The sequence below is a fragment of the Pseudomonas sp. LBUM1661 genome, from assembly GCF_059695925.1.
In genome coordinates this window covers 6,547,190-6,562,014 of the sequence record NZ_CP166794.1, presented here as the reverse complement: position 1 = coordinate 6,562,014, position 14,825 = coordinate 6,547,190, and the positions used below count along the sequence as shown (strand labels likewise).

Annotated in this window: 16 protein-coding genes, 1 other RNA gene and 1 pseudogene; 11 read left to right on the top strand and 7 right to left on the bottom strand. The window is 60.6% G+C overall.

What is annotated here, in order from left to right; translation table 11 throughout:
- Nucleotides 1-111: 111 nt before the first annotated feature.
- A complete protein-coding gene (locus tag ACA057_RS30205) occupies nucleotides 112-783 on the top strand; it encodes a gamma-glutamylcyclotransferase (protein WP_401356018.1) in 672 nt (223 codons plus the stop codon).
- On the opposite strand, the gene glpT is transcribed toward ACA057_RS30205, so the two are convergent.
- The gene (glpT, locus tag ACA057_RS30200; RefSeq protein WP_497344618.1) at nucleotides 756-2,108 is read right to left on the bottom strand and encodes a glycerol-3-phosphate transporter; all 1,353 of its coding nucleotides are present in this window, start codon (nucleotides 2,106-2,108) and stop codon (nucleotides 756-758) included. The two genes, ACA057_RS30205 and glpT, sit on opposite strands and share 28 nt — an antisense overlap.
- A 328-nt stretch (nucleotides 2,109-2,436) precedes the next feature.
- Between glpT and ACA057_RS30195 the strand changes: the two genes are divergently transcribed.
- Entirely contained in the window at nucleotides 2,437-3,051 is a 615-nt protein-coding gene (locus ACA057_RS30195; protein ID WP_497350058.1) for an energy transducer TonB, read from the top strand.
- A gap of 100 nt (nucleotides 3,052-3,151) precedes the next feature.
- On the opposite strand, the gene ACA057_RS30190 is transcribed toward ACA057_RS30195, so the two are convergent.
- Nucleotides 3,152-4,129 (bottom strand): NADPH:quinone oxidoreductase family protein, encoded by a 978-nt coding sequence (locus ACA057_RS30190; protein WP_497344616.1) that lies wholly within the window; start codon nucleotides 4,127-4,129, stop codon nucleotides 3,152-3,154.
- A 150-nt stretch (nucleotides 4,130-4,279) separates the two neighbouring features.
- Here ACA057_RS30190 and ACA057_RS30185 point away from each other — a divergent pair, with 150 nt between their 5' ends.
- The gene (locus tag ACA057_RS30185; RefSeq protein ID WP_497344614.1) at nucleotides 4,280-4,687 is read left to right on the top strand and encodes a flagellar basal body-associated protein FliL; all 408 of its coding nucleotides are present in this window, start codon (nucleotides 4,280-4,282) and stop codon (nucleotides 4,685-4,687) included.
- 141 nt (nucleotides 4,688-4,828) lie between these two features.
- On the opposite strand, the gene ACA057_RS30180 is transcribed toward ACA057_RS30185, so the two are convergent.
- Nucleotides 4,829-5,281 (bottom strand): EVE domain-containing protein, encoded by a 453-nt coding sequence (locus ACA057_RS30180; protein WP_497344612.1) that lies wholly within the window; start codon nucleotides 5,279-5,281, stop codon nucleotides 4,829-4,831.
- Between the two features lie 195 nt (nucleotides 5,282-5,476).
- On the opposite strand from ACA057_RS30180, the gene ACA057_RS30175 reads away from it, so the two are divergent.
- Entirely contained in the window at nucleotides 5,477-5,629 is a 153-nt protein-coding gene (locus ACA057_RS30175; RefSeq protein ID WP_497344610.1) for a hypothetical protein, read from the top strand.
- 34 nt (nucleotides 5,630-5,663) lie between these two features.
- Here the strand turns inward: ACA057_RS30175 and ACA057_RS30170 are convergent, their stop codons facing one another.
- From ACA057_RS30170 to ACA057_RS30155, 4 genes are all read right to left on the bottom strand, one after another.
- A complete protein-coding gene (locus tag ACA057_RS30170; protein WP_401356153.1) occupies nucleotides 5,664-6,269 on the bottom strand; it encodes a 5-formyltetrahydrofolate cyclo-ligase in 606 nt (201 codons plus the stop codon).
- Nucleotides 6,270-6,353: 84 nt separating this feature from the next.
- Nucleotides 6,354-6,532, bottom strand: a non-coding RNA gene (gene ssrS, locus ACA057_RS30165) — 6S RNA.
- Between the two features lie 30 nt (nucleotides 6,533-6,562).
- The gene (locus ACA057_RS30160) at nucleotides 6,563-6,880 is read right to left on the bottom strand and encodes a cell division protein ZapA (RefSeq protein WP_007942435.1); all 318 of its coding nucleotides are present in this window, start codon (nucleotides 6,878-6,880) and stop codon (nucleotides 6,563-6,565) included.
- Nucleotides 6,877-7,086 carry a TIGR02449 family protein gene (locus ACA057_RS30155; protein WP_007942437.1) on the bottom strand — a complete coding sequence of 70 codons (210 nt, stop codon included), beginning with the start codon at nucleotides 7,084-7,086 and terminating at the stop codon, nucleotides 6,877-6,879. The genes ACA057_RS30160 and ACA057_RS30155 overlap by 4 nt, the downstream gene beginning before the upstream one ends.
- Before the next feature lie 194 nt (nucleotides 7,087-7,280).
- Between ACA057_RS30155 and ACA057_RS30150 the strand changes: the two genes are divergently transcribed.
- From ACA057_RS30150 to ACA057_RS30120, 7 genes and pseudogenes are all read left to right on the top strand, one after another.
- The gene (locus ACA057_RS30150; protein WP_497344608.1) at nucleotides 7,281-7,841 is read left to right on the top strand and encodes a YecA/YgfB family protein; all 561 of its coding nucleotides are present in this window, start codon (nucleotides 7,281-7,283) and stop codon (nucleotides 7,839-7,841) included.
- A gap of 27 nt (nucleotides 7,842-7,868) precedes the next feature.
- Nucleotides 7,869-9,203 (top strand): Xaa-Pro aminopeptidase, encoded by a 1,335-nt coding sequence (gene pepP, locus ACA057_RS30145; protein WP_497344606.1) that lies wholly within the window; start codon nucleotides 7,869-7,871, stop codon nucleotides 9,201-9,203.
- The gene (gene ubiH / locus ACA057_RS30140; protein WP_497344604.1) at nucleotides 9,200-10,387 is read left to right on the top strand and encodes a 2-octaprenyl-6-methoxyphenyl hydroxylase; all 1,188 of its coding nucleotides are present in this window, start codon (nucleotides 9,200-9,202) and stop codon (nucleotides 10,385-10,387) included. The genes pepP and ubiH overlap by 4 nt, the downstream gene beginning before the upstream one ends.
- 22 nt (nucleotides 10,388-10,409) lie before the next feature.
- A pseudogene (locus tag ACA057_RS30135) lies at nucleotides 10,410-10,514 on the top strand (tetrameric acyl-CoA thioesterase); the annotation flags it as partial.
- A 9-nt stretch (nucleotides 10,515-10,523) separates the two neighbouring features.
- Complete coding sequence (locus ACA057_RS30130) at nucleotides 10,524-11,741, top strand: 2-octaprenyl-3-methyl-6-methoxy-1,4-benzoquinol hydroxylase (protein WP_497350056.1); 1,218 nt, start codon at nucleotides 10,524-10,526, stop codon at nucleotides 11,739-11,741.
- Between the two features lie 155 nt (nucleotides 11,742-11,896).
- The gene (locus tag ACA057_RS30125; RefSeq protein ID WP_497344602.1) at nucleotides 11,897-12,901 is read left to right on the top strand and encodes an extracellular solute-binding protein; all 1,005 of its coding nucleotides are present in this window, start codon (nucleotides 11,897-11,899) and stop codon (nucleotides 12,899-12,901) included.
- A gap of 155 nt (nucleotides 12,902-13,056) precedes the next feature.
- Nucleotides 13,057-14,673 carry an ABC transporter permease gene (locus ACA057_RS30120; RefSeq protein ID WP_497344600.1) on the top strand — a complete coding sequence of 539 codons (1,617 nt, stop codon included), beginning with the start codon at nucleotides 13,057-13,059 and terminating at the stop codon, nucleotides 14,671-14,673.
- Nucleotides 14,674-14,825 lie beyond the last annotated feature (152 nt).

Here is a 14,825-nt window from a genome sequence, read left to right as displayed (position 1 = left end):
TAAGAACTGTGCCATGGCACTTAAATTGCCTTAAAACATATGTGCCTTATTGTTACAGCGGTGCGTTCTATTAAGTAATCTTTACCCGCGGGGAGCTGAACGCTATTCGCCATGAGCGCCATTGAATCTGCTTTTTTGAATCTGCCTTACCCTCCGCGGCTCGATCTGGGGCCGCAGCTTACGCACGAACAATTGCTCAGCTCGATGCAGTCGACCATGGCGCGCCACAAGGGTGGGCCGGTCTGGCTGTTCGCTTACGGTTCGCTGATCTGGCGGCCTGAATGCCCGGCGGTGGAACGTGTACGCGGTCGCGTGCATGGCTACCATCGCGGTTTGTACCTGTGGTCCCACGAACATCGCGGCACGCCGGAAGTGCCAGGGTTGGTGTTTGGCCTGGATCGCGGCGGCTCTTGCAGCGGTTTCGCTTATCGCTTGCCCGAAGAACAACTCGACGCGTCGCTCTACGCCTTGTGGCAGCGCGAAATGCCCTTTCCATCCTATCGCCCACACTGGCTCAACTGCCGTCTCGAAGACGGAAGCCAGGTTCAGGCATTGGGATTCGTGTTGGAGCGTCACCTGCCCAGCTATGCCGGCAACCTGCCGGATCACGTGCTGAGCCATGTATTCGAAAACGCTTGCGGGCGTTACGGCACCACTCGCGATTATGTCGAGCAGACCGCCAACGCCCTGCGCAGCCACGCCATGCCAGACCGGAATCTGGAGGCGCGGCTCAAGCGTTGCAAATCAACGTCCGATCAGGCGATGGCTTCTTCGCGGCTCTGACTGGCGACGTTCTTGTGACCCAGCGTGGGTGCCAGGAACGCCATCGCCAGCAGGCACGCGGCCACCAGCAGAATGAAACCGCCATCCCAACCGAAGTAGTCCACGGTGTAGCCCATCAGCGCACTGGCCGCGACTGAACCGCCCAAATAACCAAACAGACCGGTAAAACCCGCGGCTGTCCCGGCGGCTTTTTTCGGTACCAGTTCCAGCGCTTGCAAGCCCACCAGCATCACCGGACCGTAGATCAGGAAGCCGATCGCGAACAGCGAGATCATGTCGATCATCGGGTTTCCCGGCGGGTTCAGCCAATACACGATCGTCGCGACGGTCACCAACGCCATGAACACCATGCCGGTCAGGCCACGGTTACCACGGAAGACCTTGTCCGACATCCAGCCGCACAGCAACGTGCCCGGAATGCCTGCCCACTCATAAAGGAAATACGCCCACGACGTCTTGTCGAAGTCGAAGTGCTTGACCTCTTTGAGGTAGGTCGGCGCCCAGTCCAGGATGCCGTAGCGCAGCAGGTAGACGAAGACGTTGGCCAGGGCGATGAACCAGAGCATTTTGTTGCGCAGCACGTATTTGACGAAAATGTCCTTGGCGCTGAATTCGTCTTCGTGGCTGGCGTCGTAGCCTTCCGGGTAATCGTTCTTGTACTTCTCGATCGGCGGCAGGCCCGTCGATTGTGGTGTATCGCGCATCACAATGAAGGCAAAGACGGCGACCAGCAGTGCCACGGCGGCCGGTACATAGAACTTGCTGTGCCAGTCGTTGAACCAGCCCATGCCGAGAATCGCCAGCGGGCCGATCAAGCCGCCGCCGACGTTATGCGCGGTGTTCCACACCGAAACCACACCGCCGCGCTCTTTCTGCGACCACCAATGCACCATGGTTCGCCCGCTCGGCGGCCAGCCCATGCCTTGCGCCCAGCCGTTGATGAACAACAGGATGAACATCATGGTCACGCTGGAGGTCGCCCACGGTGCGAAACCGAAAACGAACATCACCCCGGCAGACACCACCAGCCCAAACGGCAGGAAGTAACGCGGGTTGGAGCGGTCGGACACAATGCCCATCAAGAACTTCGACAGGCCGTAAGCGATCGCAATCGCCGACATGGCCACGCCCAGCTGGCCTTTTGTATAGCCTTGGGCGATCAGGTCGGGGAAGGCCAGGGTGAAGTTCTTGCGCAGCAGGTAGTAACCGGCATAGCCAATGAAAATCCCGGCGAAGATCTGCCAGCGAAGGCGTCGGTAGGTGCTGTCTATTTTTTCTTCAGGCAATGGAGCCTGATGTGCGGCAGGACGAAAGAAAGCAAACATTCAAGAGCTCCAGATTTCTTGTTTTGACTGCGGATGCGAATGTTACAGTTTCGTTACCGAAAATAGCACCGGTTCGCATTGGCAAAACAGCGGAAACATTGGAGATCGCATGTTCTTTTACGAACATGTCGCTCAGGTATAAATGAAGGACGTTGTAGGAAGCATTACCCCTGTTGCTTTGACGCCCTTGGTCTGTCCGAAGTAGGGCAGGGCTTTGGGAAATGTCCTTCGATTGAATGGGAAGTCGTGACGTTCTGTTTCAAGTCACCGCGCTTTAACCTTTGTGCGGGTGCCGGGTTTGGCATTGCAGTGGCGAAGGGGAGGGATTATGCGGTGGTTAGCGTGTGTGATTTTGCTGATGGTGTCGGTGGATATCAGGGCGGGGGACGTGCTCCTGATACCTGAGCATAATCCCAAACCGATTTACCCCCGGGCGCTTTACAGGGCCGGGATAATCGGTGAAGTCCGGGTCGGCTTCACTGCCAATGCTGATGGTTCGGTCAGCCAGGTCAACATTTTGCAAAGCGACCATCCTGAACTGGCCGAGGCGTCCAGGGTCGCGATTGCACAGTGGCGATTCAAACCATGGGCGGTGGACGGTGACACCCTTGCCGAACTGGAAGTGGTTGCGCCCATGAGCTTCCGGCTGGATCTGGACACGCCCATCCACACCAACCAATGGCTCAAAAAGCTGCGATGCCGTGACATCAACGAAGCTCTGGCCGATTTCCCGGAGCACGCGTGGGTGGACACAGCTGTGTTCGATTACACCCGGGCGTATCTGTCGAACGTGTTCCACGTGACTCAGTTGCCAGACGAGAAGCGTCTGGCGCTGATCGCCAAGCTCAACAGGCGTGTGCCCACCATCGTCAGGCAATGCCGTCGCGGCCCGGTCCTCAAATACATGAGTTTGCTACCGAAGGAAGTTCGCGAGTTGCTTTAGTCCCGGCAAAAAAAGCCCCCGATCCTGAAATCGGGGGCATTTTTTATGCGTTGCACAACACCTGTAGGAGCCAGGCTTGCCGGCGAAGGCGTCATCAGCCTCAGTGAACCTGAACCACCACTTTCCCGACCGCTTTACGCTGGCCCAGATCATTGATGGCTTGCGCCGCATCGCTCAGCGGATACACCTGCGACACCAGCGGCTTCAACTTGCCCTCGGCAAACCAGCCAAACAACTGCTCGAAGTTCGCCGCGTTGTCTTGTGGCTGGCGCTGGGCGAACGAACCCCAGAACACGCCGACCACCGCTGCACCCTTGAGCAGCGCCAGGTTCACTGGCAGTTCCGGGATGCGTCCACTGGCGAAGCCGACCACCAGCAACCGACCATTCCAGGCGATCGCACGGATGGCCTGGTCGAACAGGTCGCCGCCCACCGGGTCGTAGATCACGTCGGCACCCTGGCCATCCGTCAGGCGCTTGATTTCGTCCTTGAGGCTGGTTTCGCTGTAGTTGATCAGCTCATCGGCGCCGGCCGCCTTGGCCACGGCGAGTTTTTCGGCGCTGCTGGCGGCGGCGATCACGCGGGCGCCCATGGCTTTGCCGATTTCCACGGCAGCCAGGCCGACACCGCCGGAGGCGCCCAGTACCAGCAGGGTTTCACCGGGTTGCAGATTGGCCCGTTGCTTGAGTGCGTGCATCGAGGTGCCGTAGGTCATGCTGAACGCGGCGGCAGTGTTGAAATCCATCGACGGCGGGATCGGCAGCACGTTGTAGCCCGGCACCGCGACCTGTTCGGCGAAGCTGCCCCAGCCGGTCAGGGCCATGACCCGGTCGCCGACTTTAAGGTGGCTGACCTTTTCACCCACCGCACTGACGACCCCTGCCGCTTCACCGCCCGGCGAAAACGGGAAGGGCGGCTTGAACTGGTATTTGCCCTCGATGATCAGCGTGTCCGGGAAATTTACCCCGGCGGCGTGCACGTCCAGCAGGATTTCATTCTTCTTCGCGACAGGACTGGCGACGTCTTCCAGCACCAGCGATTCGGCAGGGCCGAAGGCTTTGCACAGCACGGCTTTCATCAGGGCTATTCCTTTGGGAGTGATGGCCGATAAGTGTAGGTGTGTGAGTCGACGGGTCAACGAGCATGCCCGACCCTGATAGTCAGCCATAAGCTTGTGCTAGCGCGGCGGGTCGTTATGCTTGGCCGCAAACCGGATAAGGAGCGAATTGTGAAAGCGTGGATCATGTTGTTGCTGGCCCTGTCTCTGCCTGTGGCAGCAGTGGCCGAAGAAGCCAAAGAAGGTTCGGCGCCGAAGGTCAATTACATCACCTTGAGCCCGCCGTTCGTGGGCAACTACGGGCTGGACGGCACGCCGAAGCTCAAGGTCTACAAGGCCGATGTAGCCTTGCGGGTCACCGGGGAAGAGGCGACCAAACTGGTGAAGGCCAACGAACCGTTGATTCGTAATCAGCTGGTGGCGCTGTTTGCCCAGCAGACGACCGAGGCGATGAACAATGTCGAGGCCAAGGAAAAGCTGCGTCAGGAAGCATTGAAGCAGACCCAGCAAATAATGAACGACGAAACCGGTCAGCCGGTGGTTGAGGATTTGTTGTTCAACAACCTCATCATCCAGTAAGACTTTCGCTGTCCGGGCTGGCCTCATCGCGAGCAGGCTCGCTCCCACAGGTTTTGGGTGTGATGCAAAAATTGCATTCACTGAAGAGCCCCTGTGGGAGCGAGCCTGCTCGCGATAGCATTTTTGCAGCCGCTACAAATCTCAAGGCTTTAACGCGATCACCGCCGCCCACTGCTCGGCCGTCACCGGCATCACCGACAGTCGCGAGCCTTTCTGCACCAGCGGCATCTCGGCCAGTGCCGTCTGCTGTTTCAGGTAATCCAGCTTCAACACCCTGGAAAACGTCTCGACATGCGCGACATCGATCGCGCTCCAGGCGTTTTTCTCGGGTGTGGCCTTCGGATCAAAATAATGACTCTCAGGCTCCAGCGCCGTCGGGTCCGGATACGCGGCTTCGACAATCTTCCCGATCCCGGCTATTCCCGGCTCGGGGCAGCTGGAGTGATAAAAGAAAAATTCGTCACCGGCGGCCATGGCCCGCAAAAAGTTACGCGCCTGATAGTTGCGAACCCCGTCCCAGCGCGCTGTGCCCAGCTTCTCCAGACCTTTGATCGAGAGTTCGTCGGGCTCGGATTTCATCAGCCAATACGCCATGGTTTTTGCTCCTTGCGGGGTGAGTGGGCAAGTTGTCGGTCAATTTTATGACAAACCGACAGTCGGTTGACGCCAGCGTTTGCGTGTCGGTTCACGTTGTCGCAAAATGCCGGCCTTCTAAGCTTGACGCTGCTGCACGGCCTACAACGGAAACCGCTGCTGTCATCGTGTTGATGTGCCTTTGGGGGGCAATCGATGAAACGCAAACCGGATTTACTATGGATTTTGGTTATTTTGTTCGGCCTCGGCGTCGTGACCACCGGCTATGCCCAAAGCTTATGGAACAACACGACCGACGCACCGATCGAAATCGCCCAGCAACAACAGCCGTCAGCCTTCAAGCGCTGATCGGTCTTTTCGACGCCGCTGACTCCAGTGGCGTCTAGCCTGCGAAATACCACGCCTTGTCTGTCACCGTTCCTTGCAACGGCACATCCCAGCTCGCCTGAGCCAATCGTTCGACCTTCTGACATTCATGGGCCAGCCCCAGCAACGTCGGCTTGCGCCAGTTTTTGCGCCGCGCCAGGTACGCCAGGCTCCGGTCGTAGAAACCACCGCCCATGCCCAGGCGCCCGCCGACATCGTCAAAACCTACCAATGGCAGCAACACCAGGTCCAGCGCCCAGACTTTGCGTTGCCGGGCGAGGTTGTGCAGGGGTTCGAGAATGCGGAAGCGGTTGGGTTTGAGTTTTTCACCGGGGCGAATCCGCTGGAACACCATTTTGGTTCGCGGCCAGGCGCTGAGTACCGGCAGGTAGGTGGCCTTGCCTCGACGTTGCGCGGCACGCAGCAGCACGCGCGGATCGATTTCACCGTCGGTGGGCAGGTAAAGAGAGATATGTTTTGCGCGGCGGAACAGCGGTTGCTGGGCCAATTGCTTGTACAACCCGTGAGCGGCCTGGCGCTGCTGACTGGGTGTCAGTGCGCGGCGGGCCTTGCGCAGCATGCGTCGAAGTTGCGGTCGGGGTAGCAGCGCAGGTTCGGTCATGAATTCGGGCTCGCGGGATGAGTCCATGAAGCGTACCCGTAAAAAAGCCGATGCCGGTATTTAAACCGGCATCGGATTGGAATCAGGCTCCCCGGATGAACCGCTGCTGACTTAGCCCTTGAACCCGAAAGTTCAAGGTGGAAGATGCAGTAGGCTTTAAGGCTTTCCGTCTAGCGGACATGCACACCAGCCCAACGTGCAACTTCCAGGGTAGTGCGAATCGGCTCAGGGACGTGGTCAACTGGCAAGCACCCCAGGGAGTGAAGCGAGTATACCCCAAGCCGTTTCACGTTTCAGCCCTTGGTGACGTCCGGATCGGTTGCGAGCACCAGATCGACACGGTCCAGCAGGTCGCGAACCTGCTCGCGAGTCGAGCCGCTGGCCTGTACATCCGGGCGTTCTTCCTTGTGCAGCAGGTCGTGGGTGATGTTCAGCGCGGCCATCACGGCGATGCGATCGGCACCGATGACTTTGCCGCTGCTGCGGATTTCGCGCATCTTGCCGTCCAGGTAACGGGCGGCGCTCACCAGATTGCTGCGCTCTTCCTGGGGGCAGATGATCGAATATTCTTTGTCGAGGATCTGCACGGTAACGCTATTGCTTGAACTCATGAGTCTTGCTCCAGGGCCTTGAGGCGCGAAATCATTGATTCGACCTTACGCCGGGCGATTTCGTTCTTTTCAATGAGGTGAGCGCGTTCCTCGCGCCAGGTCTTTTCCTGAGCTAATAGGAGTCCGTTTTGACTCTTTAGTTGCTCGACTCGGCTAATTAGCAGTTCGAGTCTGGCCATCAGCGCTTGCAGGTCGGTGTCTTCCATTGTCTTCACTGTCTGATGGGTGTCGGACTGTAGGAGCGAGCTTGCTCGCGATGAACCCGAGAACGCCGCGGGGTGTCAGGTACTCAGCGCTATCGTTGGCGACCATCGCGAGCAAGCTCGCTCCTACAGGGGTAGTCGATGTAGGATACAAGGCCTTCATTCTAGACATAGCGCCGTCTGGCGCCTAGCTGCCCATGCCCATTCAGAATTCTCCGTACCAAGCCTTCGCCACCCTGCTCACTTCCAGCGGTCATAACGTCTCGCCTGCCGAACTGCATGGCCTGTTGCTCGGCCGCAGTTGCGCCGGTGCCGGCTTCGATGCCGAAGGCTGGTTGATCGATGCCGCCGAGCTGCTCGAAAGCGAGCCGCAAGATAATGTCCGCAATGCCCTGATCGGCTTGCAGGAGATGGTCAAGGGTGAACTCACCGGTGACGATGTGACCGTCGTTCTGCTGCTGCCGACGGATGACGAGCCGCTGACTGATCGTGCCGCCGCACTGGGCCAATGGTGCCAGGGCTTCCTCAGCGGTTTCGGCTTGAACTGCCGTGACAGCAGCATGCTCAGCACCGAGGCCACCGAAGTGCTGCAAGACCTGGCGGCCATCGCCCAGGTGCAAGACGCGCTCGAAGAGTCCGACGACGGCGAGAGCGACTACATGGAAGTCATGGAATACCTGCGCGTCGCGCCGCTGCTGCTGTTCAGTGAAACCAGGAAACCGGACGCGCCGGCTGCCGCCAAACCGTCGTTGCATTAATCGCGAGCCAGGAAAAGCCATCTGCCCATGATTCATATCCCGAAATCGGAATACAGCCGTCGCCGCAAGGCCCTGATGGCGCAGATGGAACCCAACAGCATCGCCATCCTGCCTGCCGCCGCGGTGGCCATTCGTAACCGTGACGTCGAGCACGTCTATCGCCAGGACAGCGACTTCCAGTACCTCAGCGGTTTCCCTGAGCCACAGGCCGCCATCGTGCTGATGCCCGGCCGTGAGCATGGCGAATACCTGCTGTTCTGCCGTGAGCGCAACGCCGAACGCGAGTTGTGGGACGGCTTGCGCGCCGGCCAGGAAGGCGCGATCCGTGACTTTGGCGCCGACGACGCATTCCCTATCACCGACATCGACGACATCCTGCCGGGCCTGATCGAAGGGCGTGACCGGGTGTATTCGGCGATGGGCAGCAACCCGGAATTCGACCGGCACCTGATGGACTGGATCAACGTGATCCGCTCCAAGGCGCACCTTGGCGCCCAGCCACCGAACGAATTCGTTGCCCTGGATCATCTGCTGCATGACATGCGCCTGTATAAATCGGCGGCAGAAGTGAAGGTGATGCGCGAGGCTGCGCGGATTTCCGCCCAGGCGCATATCCGTGCGATGCAGGCCAGCCGCGCCGGGCTGCATGAGTTCAGCCTCGAAGCCGAGCTCGACTACGAGTTCCGCCGGGGCGGGGCGAAGATGCCGGCCTACGGTTCGATTGTCGCGTCGGGGCGCAACAGCTGCATCCTGCATTACCAGCAGAATGACGCGGTGCTCAAGGACGGTGACCTGGTGCTGATCGACGCCGGTTGCGAGATCGACTGCTACGCCAGCGACATCACCCGCACCTGGCCGGTCAACGGCAAGTACTCGGCGGAACAGAAGGCGATCTATGAACTGGTGCTGGCTTCACAAGAAGCCGCATTTGCCCAAATCGCCCCGAACAAGCACTGGAACCAGGCACACGAAGCCACGGTTCAAGTGATTACGAGCGGTCTGGTGAAGCTGGGCCTGTTGCAGGGCGACGTCGACGAATTGATCGCCAGCGAAGCCTACAAAGCGTTTTACATGCACCGCGCCGGCCACTGGCTGGGCATGGATGTGCATGACGTCGGCGAGTACAAGGTCGGCGGTGAATGGCGCGTGCTGGAAGTCGGCATGGCGCTGACCGTGGAGCCGGGCATCTACATCGCCCCGGACAACCAGAACGTGGCGAAGAAATGGCGCGGCATTGGTGTGCGCATCGAGGACGACGTAGTGGTGACCAAGACCGGTTGTGAAATATTGACCAAAGGCGTGCCGAAAACGGTCGCCGAGATCGAGGCCTTGATGGCCGCCGCACGGGCACAAGCGGCATGAGTCGAGTCAATCTGGCCATCATCGGTGGCGGTCTCGTGGGGGCCAGTCTGGCGTTGGCCTTGCAGGCCGGGGCCAAGGCCCGTGGCTGGAAGATCGTACTGATCGAACCGTTCGCGCCGGGCGACACTTATCAGCCGAGCTACGACGCCCGCTCTTCGGCGCTGTCCTACGGGGCCAAGCAGATTTATCAACGGCTGGGCGTGTGGCAGGAAATCTCCCGCCGCGCCGAGCCGATCAAGCAGATACATGTCTCCGACCGTGGGCGTTTTTCCACGGCGCGACTGTCGGCGATGGAAGAGGGCGTTCCGGCGCTGGGTTACGTGGTGGAAAACGCCTGGCTCGGCCAATGCCTGTGGCAAGGCCTGGACAAGGACGTGATCAGTTGGCGTTGCCCGGCGGAAGTCACGCGCATGGAGCCGCTGACCGACGGCTATCGCCTGACTCTCAACGATGAAACCACCCTGGAATGCGACCTCGCGGTGCTCGCTGATGGCGGCCGCTCCGGCCTGCGCGAGCAACTGGGAATCGGCATCAAAAAGCGCCCGTACAACCAGAGCGCGCTGATCGCCAACATCACCCCGAGTGAAGCGCACAACGGCATGGCCTTCGAACGTTTCACCGACGACGGCCCGATGGCCTTGTTGCCACTGCCGGAAAACCGCTGCGCGCTGGTCTGGACCCGTCTGGGGATGGACGCGCAGCGACTGGCGGCCCTTGATGAAAAAAGCTTTCTCAGCGAGTTGCAGGGCGTGTTCGGTTATCGCCTCGGCACCTTGAAGCAGGTTGGCGCGCGGCATTTGTACCCGCTGACCTTGATCGAGGCCGAAGAGCAGGTGCGTCCGCATCTGGCGATTCTTGGCAACGCCGCCCACAGCTTGCACCCGATTGCCGGCCAGGGTTTCAACCTGTCGCTGCGTGATGCCCAGGCCTTGGCCGACGCGTTGCTTGCCAGCGAGACCTCGCCCGGCGACTTTGCGACCTTGCAGACTTACCGCGAGCGTCAGCGCATGGATCAGAACCTGACCGTCGGCTTCTCCGATCAGGTCACGCGTTTGTTCGGCAGCACCCAGCCGCTGGTGTCCCTGGGGCGCAACCTCGGCCTGCTCGGCCTTGATCTGCTGCCTCCGGCCAAACGCTGGTTCGCCCGGCAGGCCATGGGCTTGGGTACGCGTCCCGATGCTTGAGTGGCGGGTTAACGCCCACTCTCTGCCGCGATTGCAGGTCGATATTCACGACGGCGCGGGCCCCTTGGCGGCGCCGGTCGAAAAACCCCTTTACGTGCGGTGCAAGCCGCAAGCGAGACAGGCATAAAGCATGGAAATGCGCGCAGATCTGCTGATTGTCGGGGCCGGAATGGTCGGCAGCGCCCTGGCGCTGGCGTTGCAGGACAGCGGGCTGGAAGTCCTGCTGCTGGACGGCAGCCCCCTGAGCGTCAAACCGTTTGATGTTCAGGCGTCGTTCGAGCCGCGAGTGAGCGCCTTGTCGGCGGCCAGCCAGCGGATTCTTGAGCGCCTGGGCGTCTGGGACGGCATCTCCAATCGGCGCAGCAGTCCTTACACCGACATGCAGGTGTGGGACGGCAGCGGCACCGGGCAGATTCATTTCTCGGCGGCCAGCGTGCATGCCGACGTGCTTGGGCACATTGTCGAGAACCGCGTGGTTCAGGACGCCTTGCTCGACCGTTTGCACGACTGCGACCTCGGGATGCTGGCCAATGCGCGCCTGGAACAGATGCGCCGTTCCGGCGACGACTGGCTGCTGACCCTGGCCGATGGCCGCACACTGCGCGCACCGCTGGTGATTGCAGCGGATGGCGCCAACTCGGCCGTGCGGCGCCTGACTGGCGTGGCGACGCGTGAGTGGGATTACTTGCACCATGCGATTGTCACCAGCGTGCGCAGCTCAATGCCTCATCAGATGACGGCCTGGCAGCGTTTCACCGATAACGGTCCGCTGGCGTTCCTGCCGCTGGAGCGCGATGGTCAGCAGGATTGGTGTTCGATTGTCTGGTCGACGACCCCAAGTGAAGCCGAACGCCTGATGGCGCTGGATGACGACGGCTTCTGCAAAGAACTGGAGCGCGCCTTTGAAGGCCGACTCGGCAACGTGCTCAGCGCTGACCCGCGTCTGTGCGTGCCGCTGCGTCAGCGCCACGCCAAGCGTTATGTGGCGCAAGGCCTGGCGTTGATCGGCGACGCAGCGCACACCATTCACCCGCTGGCCGGGCAGGGCGTGAACCTGGGTTTCCTCGATGCCGCCGTATTGGCCGAAGTGCTGTTGCAAGCAGCCGCGCGGGGCGAGTGTCTGGCGGATGTGAAGGTGCTCAGTCGTTACGAGCGACGACGCATGCCCCACAACCTGGCGTTGATGGCGGCGATGGAGGGGTTTGAGCGGTTGTTCCAGGCGGATCCGCTGCCGGTGCGCTGGTTGCGCAATGCCGGGTTGAAGATCGTCGATCAGATGCCGGAAGCCAAGGCGTTGTTTGTGCGTGAGGCGCTGGGGTTGACCGGGGATTTGCCGGCGCTGGCCAAGGCCTGACATCTTTATTGGGGCCGATGGCCTCTTCGCGAGCACATTCACCGCAGATCCCTGGCCATGCAACATCTGGTAACGCACCCGCGAACTGTTCGATTGAGAAGGAAAATGTGAGTCCTTATCATTTGGCTTCAATTTTCAATCGAGAGACCGCTCCCATGTTGGCACCGAAGCGTCTACTGACCGCACTGGCCCTGACCCTGATTGGCAGCACCGCCGCCCAGGCCGCCGACGAAGTAGTGGTTTACTCCTCGCGTATCGACGAGCTGATCAAGCCAGTCTTCGATGCCTACACCGCGAAAACCGGTGTGCAGGTGAAGTTCATCACCGACAAGGAAGCGCCGCTGATGCAGCGCATCAAGGCCGAGGGCGAGAACGCTACCGCCGACCTGCTGCTCACCGTCGATGCCGGTAACCTCTGGCAAGCCGAGCAGATGGGCATCCTCCAGCCGTTCACCTCGAAAGTGATCGATGCCAACATCCCGCTGCAGTACCGCGCGTTCTCTCACGCCTGGACCGGCCTGAGCCTGCGGGCGCGGACCATCGCTTACTCCACCGATCGAGTGAAACCGGGTGAGTTGACCACCTACGAAGGTCTGGCCGACAAGCAATGGGAAGGCCGCCTGTGCCTGCGTACGGCGAAGAAGGTCTACAACCAGTCGCTGACCGCCACAATGATCGAAGTGCATGGCGCCGATAAAACCGAAAAGATCCTCAAGGGCTGGGTGAGCAACCTGTCCACCGACGTGTTCTCCGATGACGTTGCGGTGCTGGAAGCGATCAACGCCGGCCAGTGTGACGTCGGCATCGTCAACACCTACTACTACGGCCGCCTGCACAAGCAGAAGCCGGACCTGGCGGTGAAGCTGTTCTGGCCAAACCAGGGTGACCGTGGCGTGCACGTCAACCTGTCGGGCATTGGCCTGACCAAACATGCGCCGCACCCGGAAGCGGCCAAGGCGTTGGTGGAGTGGATGACCACGCCGGAAGCGCAAAAGATTTTCGCGGATGTGAACCAGGAATTCCCGGCCAACCCAGCGGTTCAACCTTCCGCTGAAGTGGCGGGCTGGGGCAAGTTTGTCGCCGATACCTTGCCGGTGGAAATTGCCGGCAAGCGTCAGGCTGAAGCGATTCGGATGATGGATCGGGCAGGTTGGAACTGAGTCTCGCGCGTTAAAGATCAAAAGATCGCAGCCTCGTTTCAACGACAGCTCCTACATTGGGATAGCGGACCCCTGTAGGAGCTGTCGAGTGAAACGAGGCTGCGATCTTTTTGCGTTTTTCCTGAAATTCACGATTTATCCGCGAGAGACCTTCCTTGGCCCACCCCGCCCAACGTCGCTGGTATCCCCTGGTCTTCGCCATTGCTGCGCTGGTCCTGCTGCCCCTGAGCGTGTTGTTTCTCTCCTGGCAAACCATCGATCAGCAAATCTGGTCCCACCTGTGGGACACCCAGATGCCACGCTTGCTGGGCAACACCCTGACCCTGGTGCTCGGCGTCGGTATCGGCGTAACGCTGTTGGGCGTGAGCCTTGCCTGGCTGACCAGCCTCTGCGAATTCCCCGGTCGGCGCTGGCTGGACTGGGCGCTGATGCTGCCGTTTGCGATTCCCGCCTACGTGCTGGCGTTTGTCTTCGTCGGCCTGCTGGATTTCGCCGGCCCCGTTCAAACGTTGATGCGGGAATGGTTCGGCAGCGGGCTGCGGCTGCCGAGAGTGCGCTCCACCGGCGGGGTCATCCTCGTTCTGGTGCTGGTGTTCTATCCCTACGTTTACCTGTTGGCGCGCACCGCGTTCCTGGCGCAGGGCAAAGGCCTGATGGAAGCGGCGCGGGTTCTCGGCCAATCGCCGTGGCAGGCGTTCTGGCGCGTCGCCTTACCGATGGCGCGCCCAGCCATTGGCGCGGGCGTGGCATTGGCGTTGATGGAAACCCTCGCGGATTTCGGTGCGGTGTCGGTGTTCAATTTCGACACGTTCACCACCGCCATCTACAAAACCTGGTACGGATTTTTCAGCCTCTCCACCGCTGCGCAACTGGCGAGCCTGTTGTTGCTGGTGGTGATGGTCGTGTTGTACGGCGAGCGCCGTGCGCGCGGGGCCAACCGGGCAAGTAACGAGCGACCGCGAGTCAAGGCGCTGTATCACTTGCACGGTTTCAAGGCGTTGGCGGCAATGAGTTGGTGCGGCCTGGTGTTCGCTTGCGCCTTCGTCATTCCGATGCTGCAACTGGTGGTGTGGTTCTGGCAGCGCGGGCGCTTCGATCTGGACGAGCGTTACGCCGGGCTGATCGTCCACACCCTCTATTTGGGCGGCATGGCGGCAGTGATCACGGTCTGCGTCGCCCTGGTACTGGCGTTTGCCCGCCGACTGGCGCCGACGCGGGGTATCCGCACCGGTGTCAGCCTGGCCAATCTTGGTTATGCCTTGCCCGGTTCGGTGCTGGCGGTGTCGATCATGCTGGCGTTCAGTTACCTGGACCGCGAGCTGGTGATCCCGTTGTCGGGTTGGCTCGGCGGCGCGGGCAAGCCGTTGCTGTTGGGCAGTCTGTCGGCGCTGTTGCTGGCGTATCTGGTGCGGTTCATCGCGGTGGCGTATGGGCCACTGGAAAACAGTCTGGCGCGAATACGGCCATCTTTGCCCGAAGCGGCACGTAGCCTTGGCGTCAGTGGGCCACGGTTGTTTTTCAAAGTGTATCTGCCGTTGTTGCTGCCCGGCACGTTGAGCGCCGCGTTGCTGGTGTTCGTCGATGTGCTCAAGGAAATGCCCGCGACCCTGCTGATGCGCCCGTTTGGCTGGGACACGCTGGCGGTGCGCATCTTTGAAATGACCAGCGAAGGGGAATGGGCGAGGGCGTCGTTGCCAGCACTGACCCTGGTTTTGGTCGGGTTGTTACCGGTCATCGGATTGATTCGACGTTCGGCGCATCGAAACGCCTAGGTGCCAGTCCTACACCTTGAGGCTACAATGCGCGGCATTCGGTGCGGTCCGTCCTACGGACCCGGTAGCTGAGATCGGCTGAAAGCCTTGTAATTCAAGGCTTTCACTCGGTAAAGCACCTGCCCGCACCTTCGCCACGCCCGGAAGGAGAA

Excerpts from the sequence above, each read along its gene's own strand:
- ACA057_RS30205 (WP_401356018.1), top strand. The coding sequence starts at position 112 with ATGAGCGCCATTGAATCTGCTTTTTTGAATCTGCCTTACCCTCCGCGG.
- glpT (WP_497344618.1), bottom strand. The coding sequence starts at position 2,108 with ATGTTTGCTTTCTTTCGTCCTGCCGCACATCAGGCTCCATTGCCTGAA.
- ACA057_RS30195 (WP_497350058.1), top strand. The coding sequence starts at position 2,437 with ATGCGGTGGTTAGCGTGTGTGATTTTGCTGATGGTGTCGGTGGATATC.
- ACA057_RS30190 (WP_497344616.1), bottom strand. The coding sequence starts at position 4,129 with ATGAAAGCCGTGCTGTGCAAAGCCTTCGGCCCTGCCGAATCGCTGGTG.
- ACA057_RS30180 (WP_497344612.1), bottom strand. The coding sequence starts at position 5,281 with ATGGCGTATTGGCTGATGAAATCCGAGCCCGACGAACTCTCGATCAAA.
- ACA057_RS30175 (WP_497344610.1), top strand. The coding sequence starts at position 5,477 with ATGAAACGCAAACCGGATTTACTATGGATTTTGGTTATTTTGTTCGGC.
- ACA057_RS30170 (WP_401356153.1), bottom strand. The coding sequence starts at position 6,269 with ATGACCGAACCTGCGCTGCTACCCCGACCGCAACTTCGACGCATGCTG.
- ACA057_RS30160 (WP_007942435.1), bottom strand. The coding sequence starts at position 6,880 with ATGAGTTCAAGCAATAGCGTTACCGTGCAGATCCTCGACAAAGAATAT.
- ACA057_RS30155 (WP_007942437.1), bottom strand. The coding sequence starts at position 7,086 with ATGGAAGACACCGACCTGCAAGCGCTGATGGCCAGACTCGAACTGCTA.
- ACA057_RS30150 (WP_497344608.1), top strand. The coding sequence starts at position 7,281 with ATGCCCATTCAGAATTCTCCGTACCAAGCCTTCGCCACCCTGCTCACT.
- pepP (WP_497344606.1), top strand. The coding sequence starts at position 7,869 with ATGATTCATATCCCGAAATCGGAATACAGCCGTCGCCGCAAGGCCCTG.
- ubiH (WP_497344604.1), top strand. The coding sequence starts at position 9,200 with ATGAGTCGAGTCAATCTGGCCATCATCGGTGGCGGTCTCGTGGGGGCC.
- ACA057_RS30130 (WP_497350056.1), top strand. The coding sequence starts at position 10,524 with ATGCGCGCAGATCTGCTGATTGTCGGGGCCGGAATGGTCGGCAGCGCC.
- ACA057_RS30125 (WP_497344602.1), top strand. The coding sequence starts at position 11,897 with ATGTTGGCACCGAAGCGTCTACTGACCGCACTGGCCCTGACCCTGATT.